The sequence below is a fragment of the Burkholderia sp. BCC0506 genome (genome assembly GCF_902833145.1).
Classification (GTDB): Bacteria; Pseudomonadota; Gammaproteobacteria; order Burkholderiales; family Burkholderiaceae; genus Burkholderia.
In genome coordinates this window covers 320,683-338,654 of record NZ_CADFEN010000002.1, presented here as the reverse complement: position 1 = coordinate 338,654, position 17,972 = coordinate 320,683, and the positions used below count along the sequence as shown (strand labels likewise).

Here is a 17,972-nt window from a genome sequence, read left to right as displayed (position 1 = left end):
TTCCCCTGATTTTCCCGCTGCGGGCCGGCGGGCGCGGGGGCGGCCCAGACACATGTCCGATTCCAGCCAGAATAGACCGCGAGGATGGTTTACAGTCGTCGCATGCGCCTCGATCCCGACACCTGCTACGACGCCCTGCTTTCGCGGAACCGCCGCTTCGACGGCTGGTTCTTCGTCGGCGTGGCGACGACCGGCGTGTACTGCCGCCCCGTCTGCCCGGTGAAGCCGCCGAAGGCGCACAACTGCAGCTACTACCCGAGCGCCGCCGCGGCCGAGAAAGCCGGGTTCCGGCCCTGCATGCGCTGCCGCCCCGAGCTCGCGCCCGGCCACGGGCTGCTGGACCTGTCCGGCAATCTCGCCGACGCAGCCGCGACGCTGATCGACGACGGTTTCCTGAATGCGCATTCCGTCGCTGCGCTCGCGCGGCGCGTCGGCGTGACCGAACGCCATCTGCGCCGCATCTTCGGTGTGCAGTTCGGCGTGTCGCCGGTCGAGTTCGCGCAGACGCAGCGACTGCTGATGGCCAAGCGGCTGCTGACCGACACCGCGCTGCCGGTGGCCATCGTCGCGTCGACGGCCGGGTTCGGCAGCGTGCGCCGCTTCAACGACCTGTTTCGCCAGCGCTACGGCCTCAATCCGCTGCGGCTGCGCAAAGGGGCCGGCGCAGCGGCCGACGGCGACATGACCTTCCCGCTGCCGTACCGACCGCCATTCGCGTGGGCCGACCTGATGCGCTTTCTCGCGCAGCGGCAAATCGACGGCGTCGAGCGGATCGACGCGCACGGTTATGCGCGCGTCGTCGACCTGCCGAACCGGAACGACGGCGGCCGCGTGACCGGCTGGCTCTCCGTCGCGCACGTGCCGCAGCGCTTCGCGTTGGCCGTCACCGTGTCGCCCGTGCTGACGCCGGTCGTGCCGGCCGTGCTCGCACGCGTGCGCCGGCTGTTCGATCTCGACAGCCGCCCCGACGTGATCGACGCGCATCTCGGCGATCTCGCGCGCGGCTCGCCGGGCCTGCGCGTGCCCGGCGCGTTCGACGGTCTGGAGATCGCGATCCGTGCGATCGCGGGCGAGCGGCTTGCAGCGGCGCAGGCGGATACGCCGGTGCTCGCGCGCATCGCCGAACGCTTCGGGACGTCGGTCGACGGCGCGCCGCCGGGCCTCGCGCACGCACTGCCCCGCGCCGCGACGCTGGCCGCGCTGCCGCCTTCGGCCCTCGAAACGATCGGCATCAAGCACGACACGGCACGCGCGATCGTGTCGCTCGCTCGCGCCGTCGACGACGGCACGCTCGCGCTCGAACCGATGGCGCCGCTCGACGCGACGCTCGCCGCGTTGCGCGCGCTGCCCGGCTTCGACGAACGCGCGGTGCAGTACGTCGCGATGCGCGCGATGGCGTGGCCGAACGCGTTCCCCGCCGACGACGCGTGGCTGCCGGCCCGTACCGAACCCGCACGCCTGCCATCCTCGACACCGCATGCCGTGCGCTGGGCGCCTTGGCGCGCGTATGCCGCACTGCATGTGTGGCGCCTTCATGGAGATGCATCGCGATGACTCCCGCTCATCTGATTCCGAGCCCGCTGGGCGACATCGCCGTGCGCATCGAGGACGATGCGCTGACCGGCCTGTACTTCGTCGGCCAGAAATACTTTCCGTCGCTTGCGATCGTGCGCGATGCGGACGCGCTCGCCATGTCGCCGGTCGCACGCCGGGTCGCGGAAGAAATCGCCGAGTACTTCACCGGCGCGCGCGACACGTTCTCGGTGCCGATCCACCTGCGCGGCACCGCGTTTCAGCGACGCGTATGGAAGGAACTGCTCGCGATTCCGTTCGGCGAACGCGTGTCGTACGGCGACATCACCGAACGCGTCGGGCTGCCGATGAGCGGCGCGCGCGCCGTGGGCGGCGCGGTGGGACGCAATCCGGTATCGATCATCGTGCCGTGCCATCGCGTGGTCGGTGCGTCGGGCAGCCTGACGGGTTATGCCGGCGGCATCGATCGGAAGCGCGCGCTGCTGTCGCTCGAAGGTGCGGGGTTTTCGCGCGGCGCGCGTCAACCGATGCAGCAGGCGCAGCTCGCATTCTGATCAGCAGAGCGGGGCACGCGCTCGATACCGGCCGGCGCGTTCGGCACCGGCATCGAACTCACCGCCGAAGCGTTCACCCGCCGCATGGCTCAGAACGCTGACGATCGGGCGGAGGCCGTGCCGGCCGCGTGACGGCGAACGACCGCGGCGGTTAGCTCACATCATGTGCGCTTGCGCAGCGCATGCGCGACCCGCGCGTTCGCTTCGAATTTCGCGCGATGCGTCGAGAAAAACGTCCGCACGTTGCGGACGTTCGACGCGCCGGTGAAGAGCCGCCGCGCGAATTCATCGTATTCGGCGACATCGGCCAGATCGGCGATCACGACGAAATCAGGCCCCGGCGACACGCGGTAGCACTGCGTGACGGCCGGCTCCGCGCACACGTACGCTTCGAACGCGTCGTAGTCTTCGGCCGTCTGCCGGTCGAGGCTGATCTCGATCAGCGCGGTGACGGCCGTGCCGATCGCGACCGGGTCGAGCACCGCGACCTGCCGGCGGATCACGCCGGCCTCCGTCAGCCGGCGCACGCGACGCATGCAGGTGGGCGGCGACGACAGCGCGCGCTCGGCGAGTTGCAGGTTGGACACCGACGCGTCGTCCTGCAGGATCGCGAGAATGCGCAGGTCGAGCTCGTCGAGGGTGATGCCGGCCATCGGTCACTCCTTCCGGTCAGCGATTGAAATTTAATTTCAACATGATAGACGATCATCCGTCTGTTTCATATTTATTGATTTTTTGAAATTTAATTCCATTTCACCGGCTCTACCATCGCTCTCACTGATCCAGACAGGACATTTACGGAGCGCGATATGTGTGGAATTGTCGGGGCGGTGGCCCAGCGGGACATCCTGCCGAACCTGGTCGACGGCCTGAAGCGGCTCGAATACCGCGGCTACGATTCGTGCGGCGTCGTGGTCTACCGCGACCGCGTGCTGGCGCGCGCCCGCAGCGTCGATCGTGTCGCGAACCTGCAGCGCGAGATCGCCGAGCTGGCGTTGTCCGGTTACACGGGCATCGCGCATACGCGCTGGGCCACGCATGGCGCCCCCGTCACGCTCAACGCGCATCCGCACTTCTCGCCAAGCGACGCCAATGCGCGCATCGCGCTGTCGCACAACGGAATCATCGAGAACTGCGACCAACTGCGCGCGGAACTGCAGGCGCACGGCTATGTGTTCGCGAGCCAGACCGACAGCGAGGCGATCGCGCACCTGATCGACCACTTGTACGACGGCGACCTGTTCGACGCGGTACGGCGTGCGGTCGCGCGACTGCGCGGCAGCTATGCGATCGCGGTGATGTGCCGCGACGAGCCGCACCGGATCGTCGGCGCACGCGACGGGATGCCGCTCGTCGTCGGGGTCGGCGACGGCGAGAATTTTCTGGCGTCGGATGCGATTGCGCTGTCGGGTATCACCGATCGCATCGCCTACCTCGAGAACGGCGACGTCGCCGACATTCAGCTGCATCGCTACTGGATCGTCGACGCAAACGGCCAGCGCGTCGAGCGCGCGGTGCAACGCGTCGCCGCGCATAGCGGCGCGGCCGATCTCGGGTCCTATCGTTACTACATGCAGAAGGAGATCTTCGAGCAGCCACAGGCCGTGGCCGATACGCTGCTCGACGTGTCGTCGATCATGCCCGAGCTGTTCGGCGACGGCGCGTGGCGCGTGTTCAATGACGTCGATTCGGTGCTGCTGCTCGCGTGCGGCGGCAGCTATCATGCGGCGCTGACCGCGAAGTACTGGATCGAGAGCATCGCGAAGCTGCCGGCGAGCGTCGAGATTGCCAGCGAGTTTCGTTATCGCGACAGCGTGCCGAATCCGCGCACGCTGGTGGTTGCGGTGTCGCAGAGCGGTGAAACCGCCGATGTGCTCGGGGCCGTGCATGTCGCGAAACGCAGCGGGATGATGCATACGCTCGCGATCTGCAACGTGGCGACGAGCGCGTTGATGCGCGAATGTGCGCTTCAGTTCGTGACGCGTGCTGGCATTGAAATCGGCGTAGCTTCGACAAAGGCGTTTACGACACAGCTCGTTACCCTGTTCCTGCTGACGTTGTCACTGGCGCAAGTGCGCGGGCGGTTGAGTGACGATGAAGAGAAGGAACATCTGCGCGCGCTGCGGCATCTGCCGGATGCAATGTCGAAAGTGCTCGCGTTGGAACCGCAGATCATGGCGTGGTCGGAGTTGCTCGCGCGACGTGACAACATGCTGTTTCTCGGGCGCGGAATGCACTATCCGATCGCGCTCGAAGGCGCGCTGAAGATGAAGGAGATTTCGTATATTCATGCGGAAGCGTATCCGGCAGGCGAGTTGAAGCACGGGCCGCTGGCGCTCGTCAGCAATGAAATGCCGGTGATCGCGGTTGCGCCGAATGACATGCTGCTTGAAAAGCTCCGATCGAACATGCATGAGGTCAGTGCGCGGAACGGGCGGCTGTTCGTGTTCGCGGATGTGGACTGTGGGTTGGTACCGAGTGAGGGGATCGAGGTGATTCGGCTAAACGAGTATTACGGGCCGTTGTCGCCGATCTTGCATACGGTGCCGATGCAACTGCTCGCCTATCACGCGGCGTTGGCGCGAGGGACGGATATCGATAAGCCGAGGAATCTGGCGAAATCGGTGACGGTGGAGTGAGGGAGATCATTTCTCCCTTATCACCTGCTGAGGTGCATTAATTCCAGTTACAGACACCCGATTCAGGTTTGGTTACGAGCGTCTTTTGTGCTGCCAAGCCTTGCCTAACAAGGCGTAACTGAAACTGTTGTCAAAGTGACGCCGGAGCTTTTTGTGGCGCCACTTTTTTGCGATTGCCTTGTAGATTTCACGAATCGCCCAGGAGCAACGCCCCCGTTCTCGGCCTCGTTGTCAGCTCGAGCTGCTCCCTCCGGCCTTTCAGCCCCAACGCCCGTCACCGACCTGTCAGAGGGCGACGACCTTTTGCCCCAGCTGGGCCCGCTCCGCCAATTTCTCGTAAAACGGCTCGTAGATTTCAAAGAGACGCGCTGGCAGTTCGGGGCCCAGATACGGCTTCTCGTTCAAGAGTTCCGAAAGCAACAAAAGGCGTCTTTTGGGCTCGCGTCGCCGCCGCGAGTAGTCTTCGAAGAAGGATGCAAATCGGCACTGCCCCCGACGCACTGCTTCAATGAGACGGTCAAGGTGGTCGACGCTGAGGATGTACACGGGATTATCCGATGCGAATTGGTCCGCGTTCGTCGTAAACAACTGGTCCGTCTCGGCCGCAAAGAGGTCACCATAGGTGATGACAACTTTATGCACAGTTGCTCCGGGGCGAGCCTTTCGCACGAAGGCCTCGACGTTTCGGAGTTGGCCATCGGCCTTTCTGACGGTCGCACTGAGCTTCGAAGCATAGTCGCGAGCAGTTCCATTAGCCGGAAGCGTATGGGTCAGCGCCTTATTCTTGACCTCCAGCAACACAACATCGGCGCCATCCAAAACGGCGAAGTCGCAACACTGACCTTCGACAGCAAAACGTGCGCGAACCTCGTTTTCACCCAAGACCTCCACACTCGTCAGGACCAGGGTGCGACCGACGTACGCCTCGAACAACTTCTCGAAGGTCTGGCGAACTCCGTTGCTTTCGCTTCGACCAACGATGTCACTTAACGCGTACCCCAAGTTTCGGTCGAGGCCGCATCGCCCCCAGAAAAACCACATCTTATTGAACACTGTGAAAGGCGAACGATAGAGAAGGTTCGGTTGATACCATTCGTCCGGACTGACTTCACACATCTGCTGCGCGGTTAGTTCTCGCGGAACAAGCATAGTTTGATAGAACCGCTCGACCGGCTCCTTGCCAAATATCTTCCATAAGCCCATGCGATAGTCCGCAGCGACGACTCTCGATATGTTCGCGAGAGAGTGCTGGCGAAACAGGGTGGCCATCCCGAGAAAGTCCGTCGGCCGCATACCCAAGGTGTCCTCAAACAGGCGATAAAGATGCGAGGTCGGTTGAAGCTGGTTGACAAGGTCAATTTGCCGAGCGAAGGGGCCAAGTTCCTGCTCACGCTGGTGCGGAATCTGCGGCATTAGCAAAGACCGAAGCGTCAGATGGAGTGAACGCGCAGGGCCCAATCCAGAGAACGCATGGTTCATTACGTCCCAGGAACTGTCGATGCAACGTCGCAATTCTTGCTTTGAGATTGCCGTGCGACCATACATTCGTGCATCGTCGCGCAGCACCCAAACGGCAAGCCGCTCGGCGAGCCACGGCGCATGCATCTTCCCATCCCTTGCTGTGGACTCGGTTCTGATGAAATGGGAAAGTTCGCCTAGAACACTGGGGTAAGAATATTTCCTCAGCTGGTTGCGAACAGGACGAATTGCTTCTGCGTAAGTCATCTGCACACTCTAACTCGACGGAGAACGGTCAGCGAGCGCCTTGTTTCAGGCATTGTTCTCTGGCTGCCCGTATCATGCTGCGTGTGACCACATTCCGTTGTATCACTGCGAATCGCTGAGGAACTACCTTGCCTGACCACATCTGTTACGCATGCTTCAAAGATACTTACCTTCGCGAGATGGTCCATCGTGAGGGAGTCTTAAACGAGTGTAGAGTCTGCGAAGAAGAGCGCGAGGGCATCAGCGTTGCACGATTGGGTGAAATCCTTGCGCCCATCATGCGCGAAAATCTTCAATTGGGCCAGTCGGTTCCCGAAATCGACGATAACGACAAAATCTACTACCGACAGCTCGGGGACTCTATGGCCGGTTGGGTCCAGGAGTTTCTGGGACAATATTTCGAGTTTGAAGATGAAATTGTGGACGCCGTCGTTGAGACGGACGACTACGACCCGAGGGACGGAGGAGAACCATTCTGGGACGACATGCAGAGTTATGAGCGTGTCCAGCATCTGCCCATCGAGTATCACGAAAGATGGCAGGAGACGCTTGTGGACGTGAAGCACCGCAGGAGGTTCTTCAGCGAAAAGGCCCGGCAATTTTTCACCGAGCTGTTCGAAGGCGTCGAGAAGATGTACGTCCCAGGTAGGCGTCGTGTGCCGGTCGTGCGTCGATTGGCTGCAAACAAACGTCTCTTTCGGGCCCGCGTCGTGACGAGCACTGCGTTGCTCAAGGAGATGCTTAACGACCCCTTAAAGCATGTTGGCCCACCTCCGCCGGCAGCCGCACGCGCGGGGAGAATGAATGCCGAAGGGGTATCTGTATTTTACGGCTCACTAGAGCGGGATACCTGCCTGTCGGAAATGCGCCCTGCTATCGGAAACGACATTGTGCTGATTGAAGTGGCGACAAACAGGAAGCTTCGAATCCTCGATTTTGCCCGGCTTGAGAATGCTCGTTCCAGCCAGAATCTCAGTTTTTTCCAGCCAGACTTCAGCAAACAGCGCGCTCGACGTCAGTTTCTACGCATATTACATCAGCAGATTGCTCAACCGGTCACCCCCGGACGCGAGTCGGACTATCTCATCACCCAAACGATGGCCGAGTTCCTCTCCCACCTTGCGAAGCCGGCGTTCGATGGCATCATGTTCCAGTCGACACAACGGCGCGGCGGGACCAATATCGTCTTGTTCCTGAATGCCATGGTCGATGATTTCGGTGAACCTCAAGCCCTTCCAGTTTCCCTCACGGACGGGGAAGTGAACGTTTACAAAACCCAATCGGTTTCCTACACTCATGAGCGACAGAATTTCTATCGCTCCCCCGAATCGGACGAAGTTATTCCGCTCCGGGCGCTCGACTTCCAGCCCGACATTGAACTCGATGGATTCTGGAACGGTGATTTTTGACGACGGCCCAGAGGCTTCACCACCTGCGTCACAAAATTGTGCTGAACATGGGACAAGTTAATCACCGTGTGCTAGTCTCCAGCGAACGGGGGAGCAGCCCTCAAGAAGACTCATAATCAAGTATTAGCAAGGGGATATACGTGTGAGACGGCAAACTCGCGCGTCGGGGCATGGCCGAGCGTTGAGGCAAACAGGTGCAAGTTCTGGGCGCTTAGGTTCGCAACCAGACCTCGTTTCCCTCATGAGAGACTTGGCAAGCGACGAGAAAACGGGCGTGAACGCCAGTTTGGGCTTCACGTACCAACACTGGTACGCGGCGCTCTTGGCCATCGAGCGCTTCGGTGTGATGGACGACTACCTTATCATCCTTGAGTTCAAGGAAGACGTAGCCATCGTCGATTCTCCCGAGCAGCCCTCACGAGCCGAATTCCATCAGGTCAAAAAGAACGAGCAGCACGGCATCTGGACTTTGCGCGACCTGCTCGCTACCGGCACGACGAAATCCGGGGCAAAGACGATGTCTACCATGGCCAAGCTAGTCATGCGTCGACACTGTTTTCATCCGCATCCAACCGCCCTGTGGTTCGCGTCGAACGTAGGTTTCAAACTCCCTCTTGAGGAGGATGAAACGCCTCGCATGACGCATGATGCCAATCTCTTGGACCTGTGCGACAGCGAGTTGGCAACTCTTCGGGCAGCGCTCGCGAAGGAACTCGACGTCGATGAGGATTCCATCGTGCTCGACGACTTCCGACTGATACGGACTGGGCTGCCGCTCGACGAACCTCATCGTTTCGTCGCCGGAACGCTGGATGAGCTCGCTGAAAAGAAGAAGCTCCCGTTCCAGATGAAACGACCGGTGCTCGGCGCCAGGATGGTAGCCAACGAGTTTGCCCAGGTCGGAAGCAAGAACAGCTACGCAAAGACGTTCACCCAGCTCAAGAAGCGCGGTGTTTCGCGCAGCCAGGTCGCAGACATCCTCGTGCAGGTGGAGAACTTCAAGCAGGACAGCAGCCATGACGTCCTGAAAAATTGCTTCGCGCGACTCGACGCTGAAGTACACGACTACGAAATTCTGGAAGATGTAAAGTCCGAGCTGGTTCGCGTTTGCGCCGACCTGACGGACCGGACGAACATCGAACTCCGTGCTATATGCATTGCGTTGGCAAAAGCGCGCGACTCGTTCAAGCAGGCGCAAAAACGCTTCCGGCTGCTCGGCGACCAGATGGAGGCGATAGTCTACGATGCGGAAAAAGCCAGCCCGGAACTATGCGGTAGCTATACCTTAGGATACCTCCATTGCCTCGCTCTTCTGATTATCAAAAATGCAACCGACATCCTTATATTCACTGCTGCGCCTGGTGCGCAACAAGAGGTTAAAAAGTGACCCGGCTCGTGACCTTCAAGAAGCTCTGGCTAGCATCCGAGAGAGACAAGCGCGGGCGCGAACTGAGCTTCGGGAAAAGGACTCTGCTGCTAGGACCTAACCACACCGGCAAGTCACGCATCTGCAAGAGCCTTTATTGGAGCCTCGGATGCGAGCCGCAGTCGTTGGTATCCGGCAACTGGGACCCGGCTACAGTCGGCTTGCTCGAGTTCTCCTTCGCGGATGAAACCTACTTCGCCCTACGCAAGGGACGTGCGATGGGACTGTTCTCGTCGCAGAAGCGCCTGCTGTTCGCGACCGACAGAAACAGCGAATGGGTCGAACGAACGGCGAAGCTTTTCGGCTTCCATCTGAGGCTGCCGCGGCCAGGTGGCGCGGCGTACGGCCAGGCCGGGCTGGACTATATGTCGTTGCCGTTCTACGTTGACCAGGATGGTAGCTGGGGCGCTGACTGGACGACCTACGACAACCTTGGCCAGTTTTCTCGCTGGAAAGAGCCTGTGTTTGCAACGGTAACCGGGTTGCGTCCGAGTGCCTATCTGATTGCGAAGCAGAAAAAGGATGAGATTGACCGACGCTTCCGCACGAAGGAAGCTGACCTCACCGCGCAGAAGGAGGCATTCCTGCGCGTTCGCGAATCGCTTCCCAAGACGACTCCCTCGCTCGATATAAGTGCGTTTCGGGCGGAGCTTGTCGAGCTGGCAAAAGCGGCCCAGGCGGCGCAGGCCGAACAGATGAAGGCACGCGAGCGCCTCATCGCGGTCACGGGCGAGCGCCAGAGCCTCGAGTCCAAGCTGAAGCTGGCAACTGCCGCGCAGCGTGACCTCGGCGGGGACTTCGAGTACCTCAGTGCAGTACCCGACGACACCCAGATTGAGTGCCCGACCTGCGGCGTTCTGCACACCACGTCGTTCCATGCACGGCTGTCCCTCGGGCAGGACCTCGAAGAAATGAACGAACTCGTCGCACAATTGAGCGACAACCTCGATGCGTGCAGATTGAAGGAGTCGGAGTTACGTCAGACGCTTCGTAATATCGAACGCCACGTCGAGAAGTACGAGCAGGCACTGTCTGCGGGCCGCTCGCGCACCCGGCTTGATGAGGTGCTGAGCGCTCATAGCAAGCGCACGCTCGACGAGGCATTCTCGAAAGTGGAGTCGACCCTCGGTATCGAAGTCGCCGCGCTGAGGAAAGAGCAAGCAGCAGCTGAAGATGCGGTGAAGCGCTATGACGACAAGCATCGCAAAGCTGATGTGAGCAAGTTCTACAGCGCCGAGCTGCGACGCTTGTCTGACTTGCTCAACATTCCCACATCCGAACGCATCGAAGACACCGGGATTGGGAAGCGTCCGAAGGCAGGTGGTAGCTCGGGGCGCCGCGCCATTCTCGCGGTTCATCTCGCGCTGATAGCGTGCAACTTCGAGAAAGGCGACCTACCGCTGCTCCCCGTCATCATCGACACATTGCAGCAGTCGGGCCAAGACGACCCGAACCTCGGACGGATGTTCAATATCGCCGCAGACCATATCGGTGAAAGGCAGCAGTTGTTCATCGCGATGGAGCGGTTGCCGGCCGAAGCGACTGTCGATAGGTTTGACGTGCAGATGTTTGAAACGCAGCAAGGCCTTCTGCGCAGCGACGAGTTCAACACAGTGGCGCTAATGATTCGCCCCATGTTGGACGATGTCCGAGAGCGCATCCAGCAACAGGTGTCAGCAAAACGCGATTCTTGAGTACCGTCGCTTGCCCAGATGTATAGATTGGGGACTCGGCACAGGCCGCCCAATGACCGATAGAGTCGGAGGCGGGGATTTGCGGCTAATACGACGATGCTGTTCGCGTCTCTGCAAGCATGGTCCATCCGCGCCTCGCCGACTTCCTTCATGCGCTCTCTTGTCATGGTTTTGAACGACCTGCTGCCGTCACTTTGTGCGAGCGCGGATGGACTTTCTCCTCTGTCACGAGACGTCGGTCACAGGAAGCGATTCGCTAATGAAGCTTCGACCGCACATCCTCCGACGGCCCTTCTTGTAGGTTACAACGGGTTTCGCGGGTGACGCATCCAGAATGTGTTCGGTCTGGGGAACTTCATTTAGCAACAACCGCGGCGGAAGACGAAATTCCCGAATTCCATCGCGCTCAGTCAGGTTTGGCGCAGCCGTGGTCTGGCTAGACACTTGGACTTCGGCCAAGATTTTGACCGCATCCATTTCCACAATTTGCAATGTGCTCATCAAGACAGTCGTCTGCATGTACCGCCGCTCATCATAAGCCCTTTCGTCAAGCTCAGAGTCCCAGAAGGTCTCGTATGCATGGTCGCCGCCGTAATATTCAAGATAGTCGAGCCAGCTAGTGAAGCCGTAAATCCGTGCAAGCAGATTCAGTGACGCGTAATACTGTTTGACATCCCATCTGAGATGCAGACGCAACTGTTTTGCCATCGCTTTGAACCACTCGATTGATGGCGCAAAGAAGACCTCTTTAACTTCGTCCATTTGATTCTCTGGGTGCGGAGCCGTATCGAACCAATGCAGGGCTCCAAGTTTACGAAGTTCGAGTCGGAGCTGAGCCGCCCGACCGAAATTGACCAACTCGCTTCAGCGCTGCTCAGGCGCATCCGGATTCGACTTCCGCGCGGAAAGACGCTGCGCAAGCCGACGTAAGTAGGACGACTCGGCGACCGAAGAGGGCGCTGTAAGCTGCACGCGCTCCGTCCTATGAACTTCAACCCCAGCATCCGCGATGCCGTAAGCCGTTGCCTGGGCAGCGCCCCGGCGGGCGTTTTGCTTCGCTTCGGCGTTCGCCCTTGCGCTTCTCCCGGTGACGCCTTCGAGCCCACCCATTTCGTTTCCGGCGCGAACGCCCTCCGCTCTGACGGCACTCGCGTGAACCCTGGCCGTAACCCGGTTGCGACTCGCTCGGCGGCCAGGCTTGAGCTTTTCCTCGCACCATGAATCGTCAGCGTTGAGAAACTCCAGTCCTTTCCAGGTTACCGAGCCAATGCTGCGGGCATCCTCTTCGACGAGGTTCAGCACAGACGTCGCACCATCAGACTTTTGCCAGAGTAGGATGAGTGGATGTCCGTCCAAGCGTTTCACTCGCACGGGTAAAGGTTCGCGCTTTCCAAGCTGCCGCACATGCTCATTGAAATGCTCAACGAGTTCATCGGAGCTGTACCGCATCGACATGAAGTTCACCAGACCTCGCCGACATATCCGGGTCTGCCACGGGACAAACCGCTCGAACACCTCCCGGGGTGTGAGCTGGCGACGGGCGTCGCCGCGGCGTTGCTCCTGGGTGTATTTGAAGATGGCCGCCGGGGTCACGCCAATGCGGGCCTTTCGCATCTCGTACGACCTCAAGCGCTTTTTGTTCGTGAACAGGTTGTAGTGCTGGATTGCCTTGAGCAGCAGGCGTTCAAATTGCTCCAAGGGGATAGGCGCATTCTTTGCCCTCTGTCGCCGTATCTCTTTGGATAGGTGGTCGGTCGCTCGGGTGTATGCGCTGTCTTCGCCGAGCATCATCAGAACCATCAAACTGTTGACGCCTTCTCCAACGCCCTTGAGGTCCCCGCGACCGGGCGGTGGCAGCATCCTCATGAGACCCATTTCGTCGCAAGCAGCTACGATGACTTGTTCTGAAGCGCCAGCTCCGTTATCTACGAAAATCGCATCGACGTTGCCGTGAAGTAGCCCTTTGGTCGACGTTAGCCCGAGTTCCAGCGCACGCTCGGCCTTAGGCAGAAAGACGGATGCGATGCACCGGCGAAAAGCCTCCGCATTCTCCCCCCTGATGGCAAGCTCGTAACCGAGGATTGCGCCGGACGGGCGCGAGACGGCGAACATCACGGTCATGTGAATACTTTCAATCCGGCCGCCAACTCGAGCAGCTACGCCAATCTTAGCCACGAAGCCGTCGACATCGAGAATCTCGATGAGCCCTTGTGTGAGGTGGCTGGCCTGACCGGCGCGGGCGTCGTTGTACTGCGCTGATAGCCGCTTTCCGTCGCGAAGGCGCTTGAGGTCAAGGTCGGGGATGAGCCGCTTCGTCGCGTGATAACGGAACGACCGAAGGCTAGGAATGAGGCGCTTCGGCCATTTCGGATAGTCCACGAGAACCATGCCGTCATAAGCCTCACGTATGGTGCAACGTAACTGCACCCAACGTTGTTCCAACGTCCGAATAAATTTGATTTCGTCGCTCGGCCTGACGGGATGACGCCGTGCGTGACTGTCTGTACCAAGCGCCTTGTTCCTTGATGCAATGCGGGCTTCACTCGCGGACTTCGGCCCCGGCTTTTTCGTGTTTATTCCCACGCGCGACATTTTGGGATGCCCCTGCCGGAACGTATGTTTCGCGAGCGCGTTCGGATGGCCGCCGTTGTGCACAAACTTGTGGAACAACTTTCTGACAGCGGTCTGGAATCCATGCGGCTGAGCAAGTGCAGCGACTACGCGTTTCAGCGCCGCTGAGCGAGTACCGTCGCTCACCACCACCAGGTCGTTGAAAATGAAATCCGAAGGACTCCCTTTTCCCACCGGGTCCAGATACGCGAACGCCTGCACAATCCGCATGCGCTTATCCATCCCCTTCACGGCGCTCGGTCTCAGTTTGTCGCGCGTCACTTTCATCTCGACGGGCATGATAGTGTCGTCGACCAGATAGATGTCGTCGAGCGGCTTGTCTTTCGCGTTCTCATGCCACGTTTCCCAGTAGCCGACATCCTTGGGCGTCCCAGAAGCGGCCCGCAGTACGTGGAGCGATTTGTCGTATGGGTTCCAGGCAACGGACCGGTAAATTACGTTATCGCCATCGCGCTTCCGCTTGAAAGGGGTAAACCGACCGAGCTGGTGGGGCCAGGTAGCAGACTGAAATTCGAGCAGTTGCGCAAGCAGCTCAGGGCTCGGTACAGGCGGCTTGATGAAATCGGAAAAATCGGGTTGCATTGTTGCCTCTATCAAATAGGTATGCAAAACGACGCCATTAACGTGTTTCTAGAATCGGAGGACGAGCGAGGCCACGGCCAGGTAAACGGTGGCCTCGGCGACTTGTGGGGTTACGTGACTGACCGGGTCTAACAGAGCAGGTGCAGTGGTAAGTCCACCCGCAGGTCCTTTGAATGGTCGACGGTCAAGAAGCCATACGAAACGGCGACGGCAAACAGCTGATGCGCGGCATCGTCGCTAATGCCGAGGCGTCTTGAGATGCGACCGAGCACGGAGCCCATCGTGCCCCTCCTGCTGCTCCGAAGTAGCTTCTTTGCAAACCATTCTGCGTTGTCGTAGTTCAATGCCACATTCTGGTCGCGCACGGTTCGATACATACCGAAGTTATTCACGAACTCGCGCTGGCTGACGGCGTCTCCGCGCATCAACTCCCACGTCCAGCCACGAGGCGCAAGTGCGTTCTGCTCGCGATGCTCGCGGTCGAGGTCATTCTGGTCCGGCATGTAGTTCTCTGGCTTAATGGAGATTCCGTGGTAATGCAAATCTGGACTCCCTGGCATCACGTAGGTGACGATGACGTCGATGGTCATCATGTCTGTGCGCAGCAGGAGTTCGCCCTTGCGTTGCACGCGGTGTAGGGCCTCAACGTCGTAGATTCCATACTGGTCTCGCACATCAATGACGTAAGGATGGAATGCAAGAGAGAACAGGATGCGCTGTTCGTTTCCCGATAGCGCCTCGTAGCGTCGGCGGAATTTCATCCCGCGAAATGTCGAACGTGTACTCAACGATGGCCGGCGGGCCTTGAGCAATGCTTCGTACGCAACTCCGTGCGGCCAGCCGTACTTGTCGGTGGGCGGTAAGTGGATGTCCCTCGGCGTGACGAACGGGCGCGTGAGATTCGCCAGCTTGAACTCGTCTAGAGCCCTCCCTTCTCTCATGGAATGACGTCGCGGAGCTACCGGCGGCCAGGCACGCAACAACCCCAGGGTTGTGCTAGGGAGACAGCCATATACCGAGCTGTGCGTGGAAACATTGTCTGCGCCTGGTGTGGAGACATTCATCGTGCGGCTCCTTGTCGGAGGAATTTTCGGACGGTCATGTCATCCATTTCGTCGATTTGCTCTTTGGTCAGTCGCGGCATCGTCAAGACGGTCGCGGAATTGGAGAGCATCAGCAGGCGGCGGCGTCTATACGCTGGTACGCACTCCTCATTCTCCGCGAGTGCCAGTTTTGCGAGCGGCAGTCGGTCGCGGATTTGATACCACGCGATGTCCATGCGATGTCCGCGTATCAGGGCATGCCGTGTTACTCGCCTAGGGAAACCCTGTTCAAAGAGTCGCTTTGCCGTCGAACGTATGTGCTCTGCGTATGACCGGTCCAACGCAGAGTCGTAGGCGCCGGCGCGCGACGGAGGTACGTCTTCGCCAGCTGCAATCAGCTTTGTGCGAGTGAGAAACTGAGCTGCGGTAGCAGGCAGACGACGCATCAATTGCGAAAAGGTATCGTCGGGATGCTTCGTTCGAACGTCCCGATACATCCCGGCATAGTGCTCGAACCACCGGTCGTGGTGTTTGTCCATCCATCGGGAGCGGTATGTCCTGAATCTCGAGTAATTGCTTCGAGCACTCACGTTCGTAGTTTTCGTTGATGGTGCAGCCTGATGCTCCTCAGATTTCATAGCCGAGCAGGCACCTTCAACTGCATCCCACGTTCCGTAGAGCGCAATCAGCAATGCGACGTTATGCATCGGGTTCCGGTATACGCCCTTCCCACGCAGAATGGTCCCGACGTAGCCGCGTCCGACCAGAAGCGATGTCCGAGAGATTAGGTGCGCGTGCGGGGTCTCTTTAAAATATTCTTCGGTGCGACGCCAGTTAACGCCACGGTCCCGCGTCAGTCCAAGCCGACGGGCGGATTCTCCAACGAGGGTTGCAAAACCCACGTGGTTGAGTTGCGGCATGTAGTCAGGTTGCAGCAGTCTCGACGCGGCCTTCGCCACCTCAATTTCCGATGCTGTTTGGGCGTCGGTCAACGTGGTCGCTCGGCGCTGAGGCCTGAGCCCACAGCCACAATTCCTGCCCGGGTGAGTTGTCCAATTCGGATAGGTCCTGAAGTCGCTACACGTCTCACACCGGACGTGCAACGGCAGGTGATGGCGACCACAGAAGAGAACGCCAGGCACCAGGTGGTCCCGTCTCCAATAAGGATTGCCGCACGGCGCGATATCATCCTTGATACACATCGGACAGCAAGCAATGGCCGCGCGCGCCCAGCCAGAGCGCGGCCCATTGAGCCCGACTACGGCCGGCAAGCCCAGTTTCGGCGTGTCAAGACAGTGGGCTTTGAGAATGTCTTGGTCGTCGGGGGGCAATGCGCGATTGAATAACGGCAAAAGCATGTTGCCACCGAGAACCTTATCGAGTGGTCCAACCAGGTCTCCAAACTGGTCGATAAGCTTGCGCATACCGCTTGGGAACAACAGCCCACTTGGTGTCAAGTCAACGCAAGCGAAGCTGCGAAGTCGCGCGAAGTAGAGGGGAAAGTGCTCGCCGTCGGCAATGGAGGTCATCACCATGGACGCGAGGGATTCATTCGCTTGCATATCTAGCGGACTCCTCGCGTTGATAGCGCACGACGGTCGAAATCCGCAATCTGGCTTCGCGAGCGACCGACGCCGCATCAGTGGCCATTCCCTTCGCCGCAAGCACCGAAATGGCTCGTTCTAGTCGGCGAGCGATGAAGACCTCACGACGTGCGGGCAACTGCGCAGCTTTTCCCGCGCCATCGAACGCTTCTGTTGCGCGGTCGAACAGGTATTGATTCATTCCATAGGCGAGACGCATCTGGTATGCCGACGGAAGCGGCTCGCGGCCAATCGCGCTACGGTGAACGGGACGCTCAGCTGAAACGATTGCGCGTGCGAACGGCGCCGACGGCATTGCGCGGGTCTTCCGACCGTGGGGGTGCCGAGGGGCGACCTGATGGGCGGCGAGCCAATTACGGTCATATCGATATAACCAGACCCAAAGAGCTGGCTTCCGACGCCGAATCTCATTGCGCCCTATGCCTGCGCACTGCATTTGATGTCGCAACCACGCAGTTCGTTTTGCGTCACGTACATCCATAGCAGGTTCTGCATTGCTTATATCCGGGCTTATTGCATGTGACCTGATAGGCAGTGTGTCCAACTCCACGGACAGCCACTCAAGGAGTATCAAGAACACCGGATGGATGGCTCTCGCCTCGCGGTTCAACAGATATACGCTGGTCGCCGCAACATCTGTATTCGCCAACAGTTCGTTAAGACGAATGTCTTCGAAGCCGTCCGAAAACACCCCGGCGAATGCGCTTCGAAGCGAATCCAGTCGGCACCGTCCGGATTCGGAGAGGTACTGTTTCTCGCGTAGTCGCCGACGTACACTTTCCCTGGTGTACTCCGATGAACAACCCTGCGCCATGGCATGAGCCAACTGCGCGTAGCGAGTTGCATTGCGCGTCGCATTGACGCCGGCGTTGGACGCGAGCATCTCTTCGAGGGAGCTGCAATCGTCGTCACTGACCAGCTTGCAGTCATGAATCGGACAGCGACTAACGAAATCAATGCAGTGCATGCAATACGAAATCCGGCGTCCATGCGTCTTGGTGGCAAGCATCGCGCATTCGGGACACTGTAGGCCGTGGCGATTTCCGCATTGGATGAAGGGCCGCAGCCGAGGACAGCAAGTCCGGGAATGCGAGCCATCCACCAACTGGGCGACTAGCTTCCGTTGCATTAG

13 protein-coding genes are annotated in these 17,972 nt (G+C 59.6%); 6 read left to right on the top strand and 7 right to left on the bottom strand.

All coding sequences use genetic code 11. The features are described from left to right. Nucleotides 1-84 precede the first annotated feature (84 nt). Both HWX62_RS05490 and HWX62_RS05485 read left to right on the top strand, forming a co-directional pair. Nucleotides 85-1,554, top strand: coding sequence for an AlkA N-terminal domain-containing protein (locus tag HWX62_RS05490; RefSeq protein ID WP_175932934.1), 1,470 nt, complete (start codon nt 85-87; stop codon nt 1,552-1,554). Further along, nucleotides 1,551-2,087: a methylated-DNA--[protein]-cysteine S-methyltransferase gene (locus HWX62_RS05485; protein WP_175932935.1), complete on the top strand. Its 537-nt coding sequence runs from the start codon at nt 1,551-1,553 to the stop codon at nt 2,085-2,087. The genes HWX62_RS05490 and HWX62_RS05485 overlap by 4 nt, the downstream gene beginning before the upstream one ends. A gap of 161 nt (nt 2,088-2,248) precedes the next feature. On the opposite strand, the gene HWX62_RS05480 is transcribed toward HWX62_RS05485, so the two are convergent. Next, a complete protein-coding gene (locus HWX62_RS05480) occupies nt 2,249-2,740 on the bottom strand; it encodes an Lrp/AsnC family transcriptional regulator (protein ID WP_175932936.1) in 492 nt (163 codons plus the stop codon). A 156-nt stretch (nt 2,741-2,896) separates the two neighbouring features. On the opposite strand from HWX62_RS05480, the gene glmS reads away from it, so the two are divergent. Then, nucleotides 2,897-4,726, top strand: a complete 1,830-nt coding sequence (gene glmS, locus HWX62_RS05475; RefSeq protein WP_175985102.1) for a glutamine--fructose-6-phosphate transaminase (isomerizing) — start codon at nt 2,897-2,899, stop codon at nt 4,724-4,726. Between the two features lie 285 nt (nt 4,727-5,011). On the opposite strand, the gene HWX62_RS05470 is transcribed toward glmS, so the two are convergent. Further along, nucleotides 5,012-6,451: a hypothetical protein gene (locus HWX62_RS05470; RefSeq protein ID WP_175930179.1), complete on the bottom strand. Its 1,440-nt coding sequence runs from the start codon at nt 6,449-6,451 to the stop codon at nt 5,012-5,014. A 128-nt stretch (nt 6,452-6,579) separates the two neighbouring features. On the opposite strand from HWX62_RS05470, the gene HWX62_RS05465 reads away from it, so the two are divergent. The 3 genes from HWX62_RS05465 to HWX62_RS05455 all read left to right on the top strand — a co-directional run bounded on the left by HWX62_RS05465 (nt 6,580) and on the right by HWX62_RS05455 (nt 10,980). Further along, entirely contained in the window at nt 6,580-7,860 is a 1,281-nt protein-coding gene (locus HWX62_RS05465) for an RES family NAD+ phosphorylase (RefSeq protein ID WP_175930180.1), read from the top strand. Between the two features lie 250 nt (nt 7,861-8,110). After that, nucleotides 8,111-9,247, top strand: coding sequence for a dsDNA nuclease domain-containing protein (locus tag HWX62_RS05460; RefSeq protein ID WP_208458644.1), 1,137 nt, complete (start codon nt 8,111-8,113; stop codon nt 9,245-9,247). Next, nucleotides 9,244-10,980, top strand: coding sequence for a hypothetical protein (locus HWX62_RS05455; RefSeq protein WP_175930182.1), 1,737 nt, complete (start codon nt 9,244-9,246; stop codon nt 10,978-10,980). Before HWX62_RS05460 ends, HWX62_RS05455 begins: the two co-directional genes overlap by 4 nt. 225 nt (nt 10,981-11,205) lie before the next feature. On the opposite strand, the gene HWX62_RS05450 is transcribed toward HWX62_RS05455, so the two are convergent. The 5 genes from HWX62_RS05450 to HWX62_RS05430 all read right to left on the bottom strand — a co-directional run bounded on the left by HWX62_RS05450 (nt 11,206) and on the right by HWX62_RS05430 (nt 17,849). Further along, nucleotides 11,206-11,742 (bottom strand): hypothetical protein, encoded by a 537-nt coding sequence (locus HWX62_RS05450; RefSeq protein WP_175930183.1) that lies wholly within the window; start codon nt 11,740-11,742, stop codon nt 11,206-11,208. Nucleotides 11,743-11,844: 102 nt separating this feature from the next. Further along, on the bottom strand, nt 11,845-14,193 hold the full coding sequence (locus HWX62_RS05445; protein WP_175930184.1) for a hypothetical protein: 2,349 nt from the start codon (nt 14,191-14,193) through the stop codon (nt 11,845-11,847). A 128-nt stretch (nt 14,194-14,321) separates the two neighbouring features. After that, nucleotides 14,322-15,257, bottom strand: coding sequence for a hypothetical protein (locus HWX62_RS05440; protein ID WP_175930185.1), 936 nt, complete (start codon nt 15,255-15,257; stop codon nt 14,322-14,324). Then, nucleotides 15,254-16,228 carry a hypothetical protein gene (locus HWX62_RS33010; protein ID WP_244135975.1) on the bottom strand — a complete coding sequence of 325 codons (975 nt, stop codon included), beginning with the start codon at nt 16,226-16,228 and terminating at the stop codon, nt 15,254-15,256. The genes HWX62_RS05440 and HWX62_RS33010 overlap by 4 nt, the downstream gene beginning before the upstream one ends. Before the next feature lie 556 nt (nt 16,229-16,784). Beyond that, nucleotides 16,785-17,849 carry a TnsD family Tn7-like transposition protein gene (locus tag HWX62_RS05430; RefSeq protein WP_175930187.1) on the bottom strand — a complete coding sequence of 355 codons (1,065 nt, stop codon included), beginning with the start codon at nt 17,847-17,849 and terminating at the stop codon, nt 16,785-16,787. Nucleotides 17,850-17,972 lie beyond the last annotated feature (123 nt).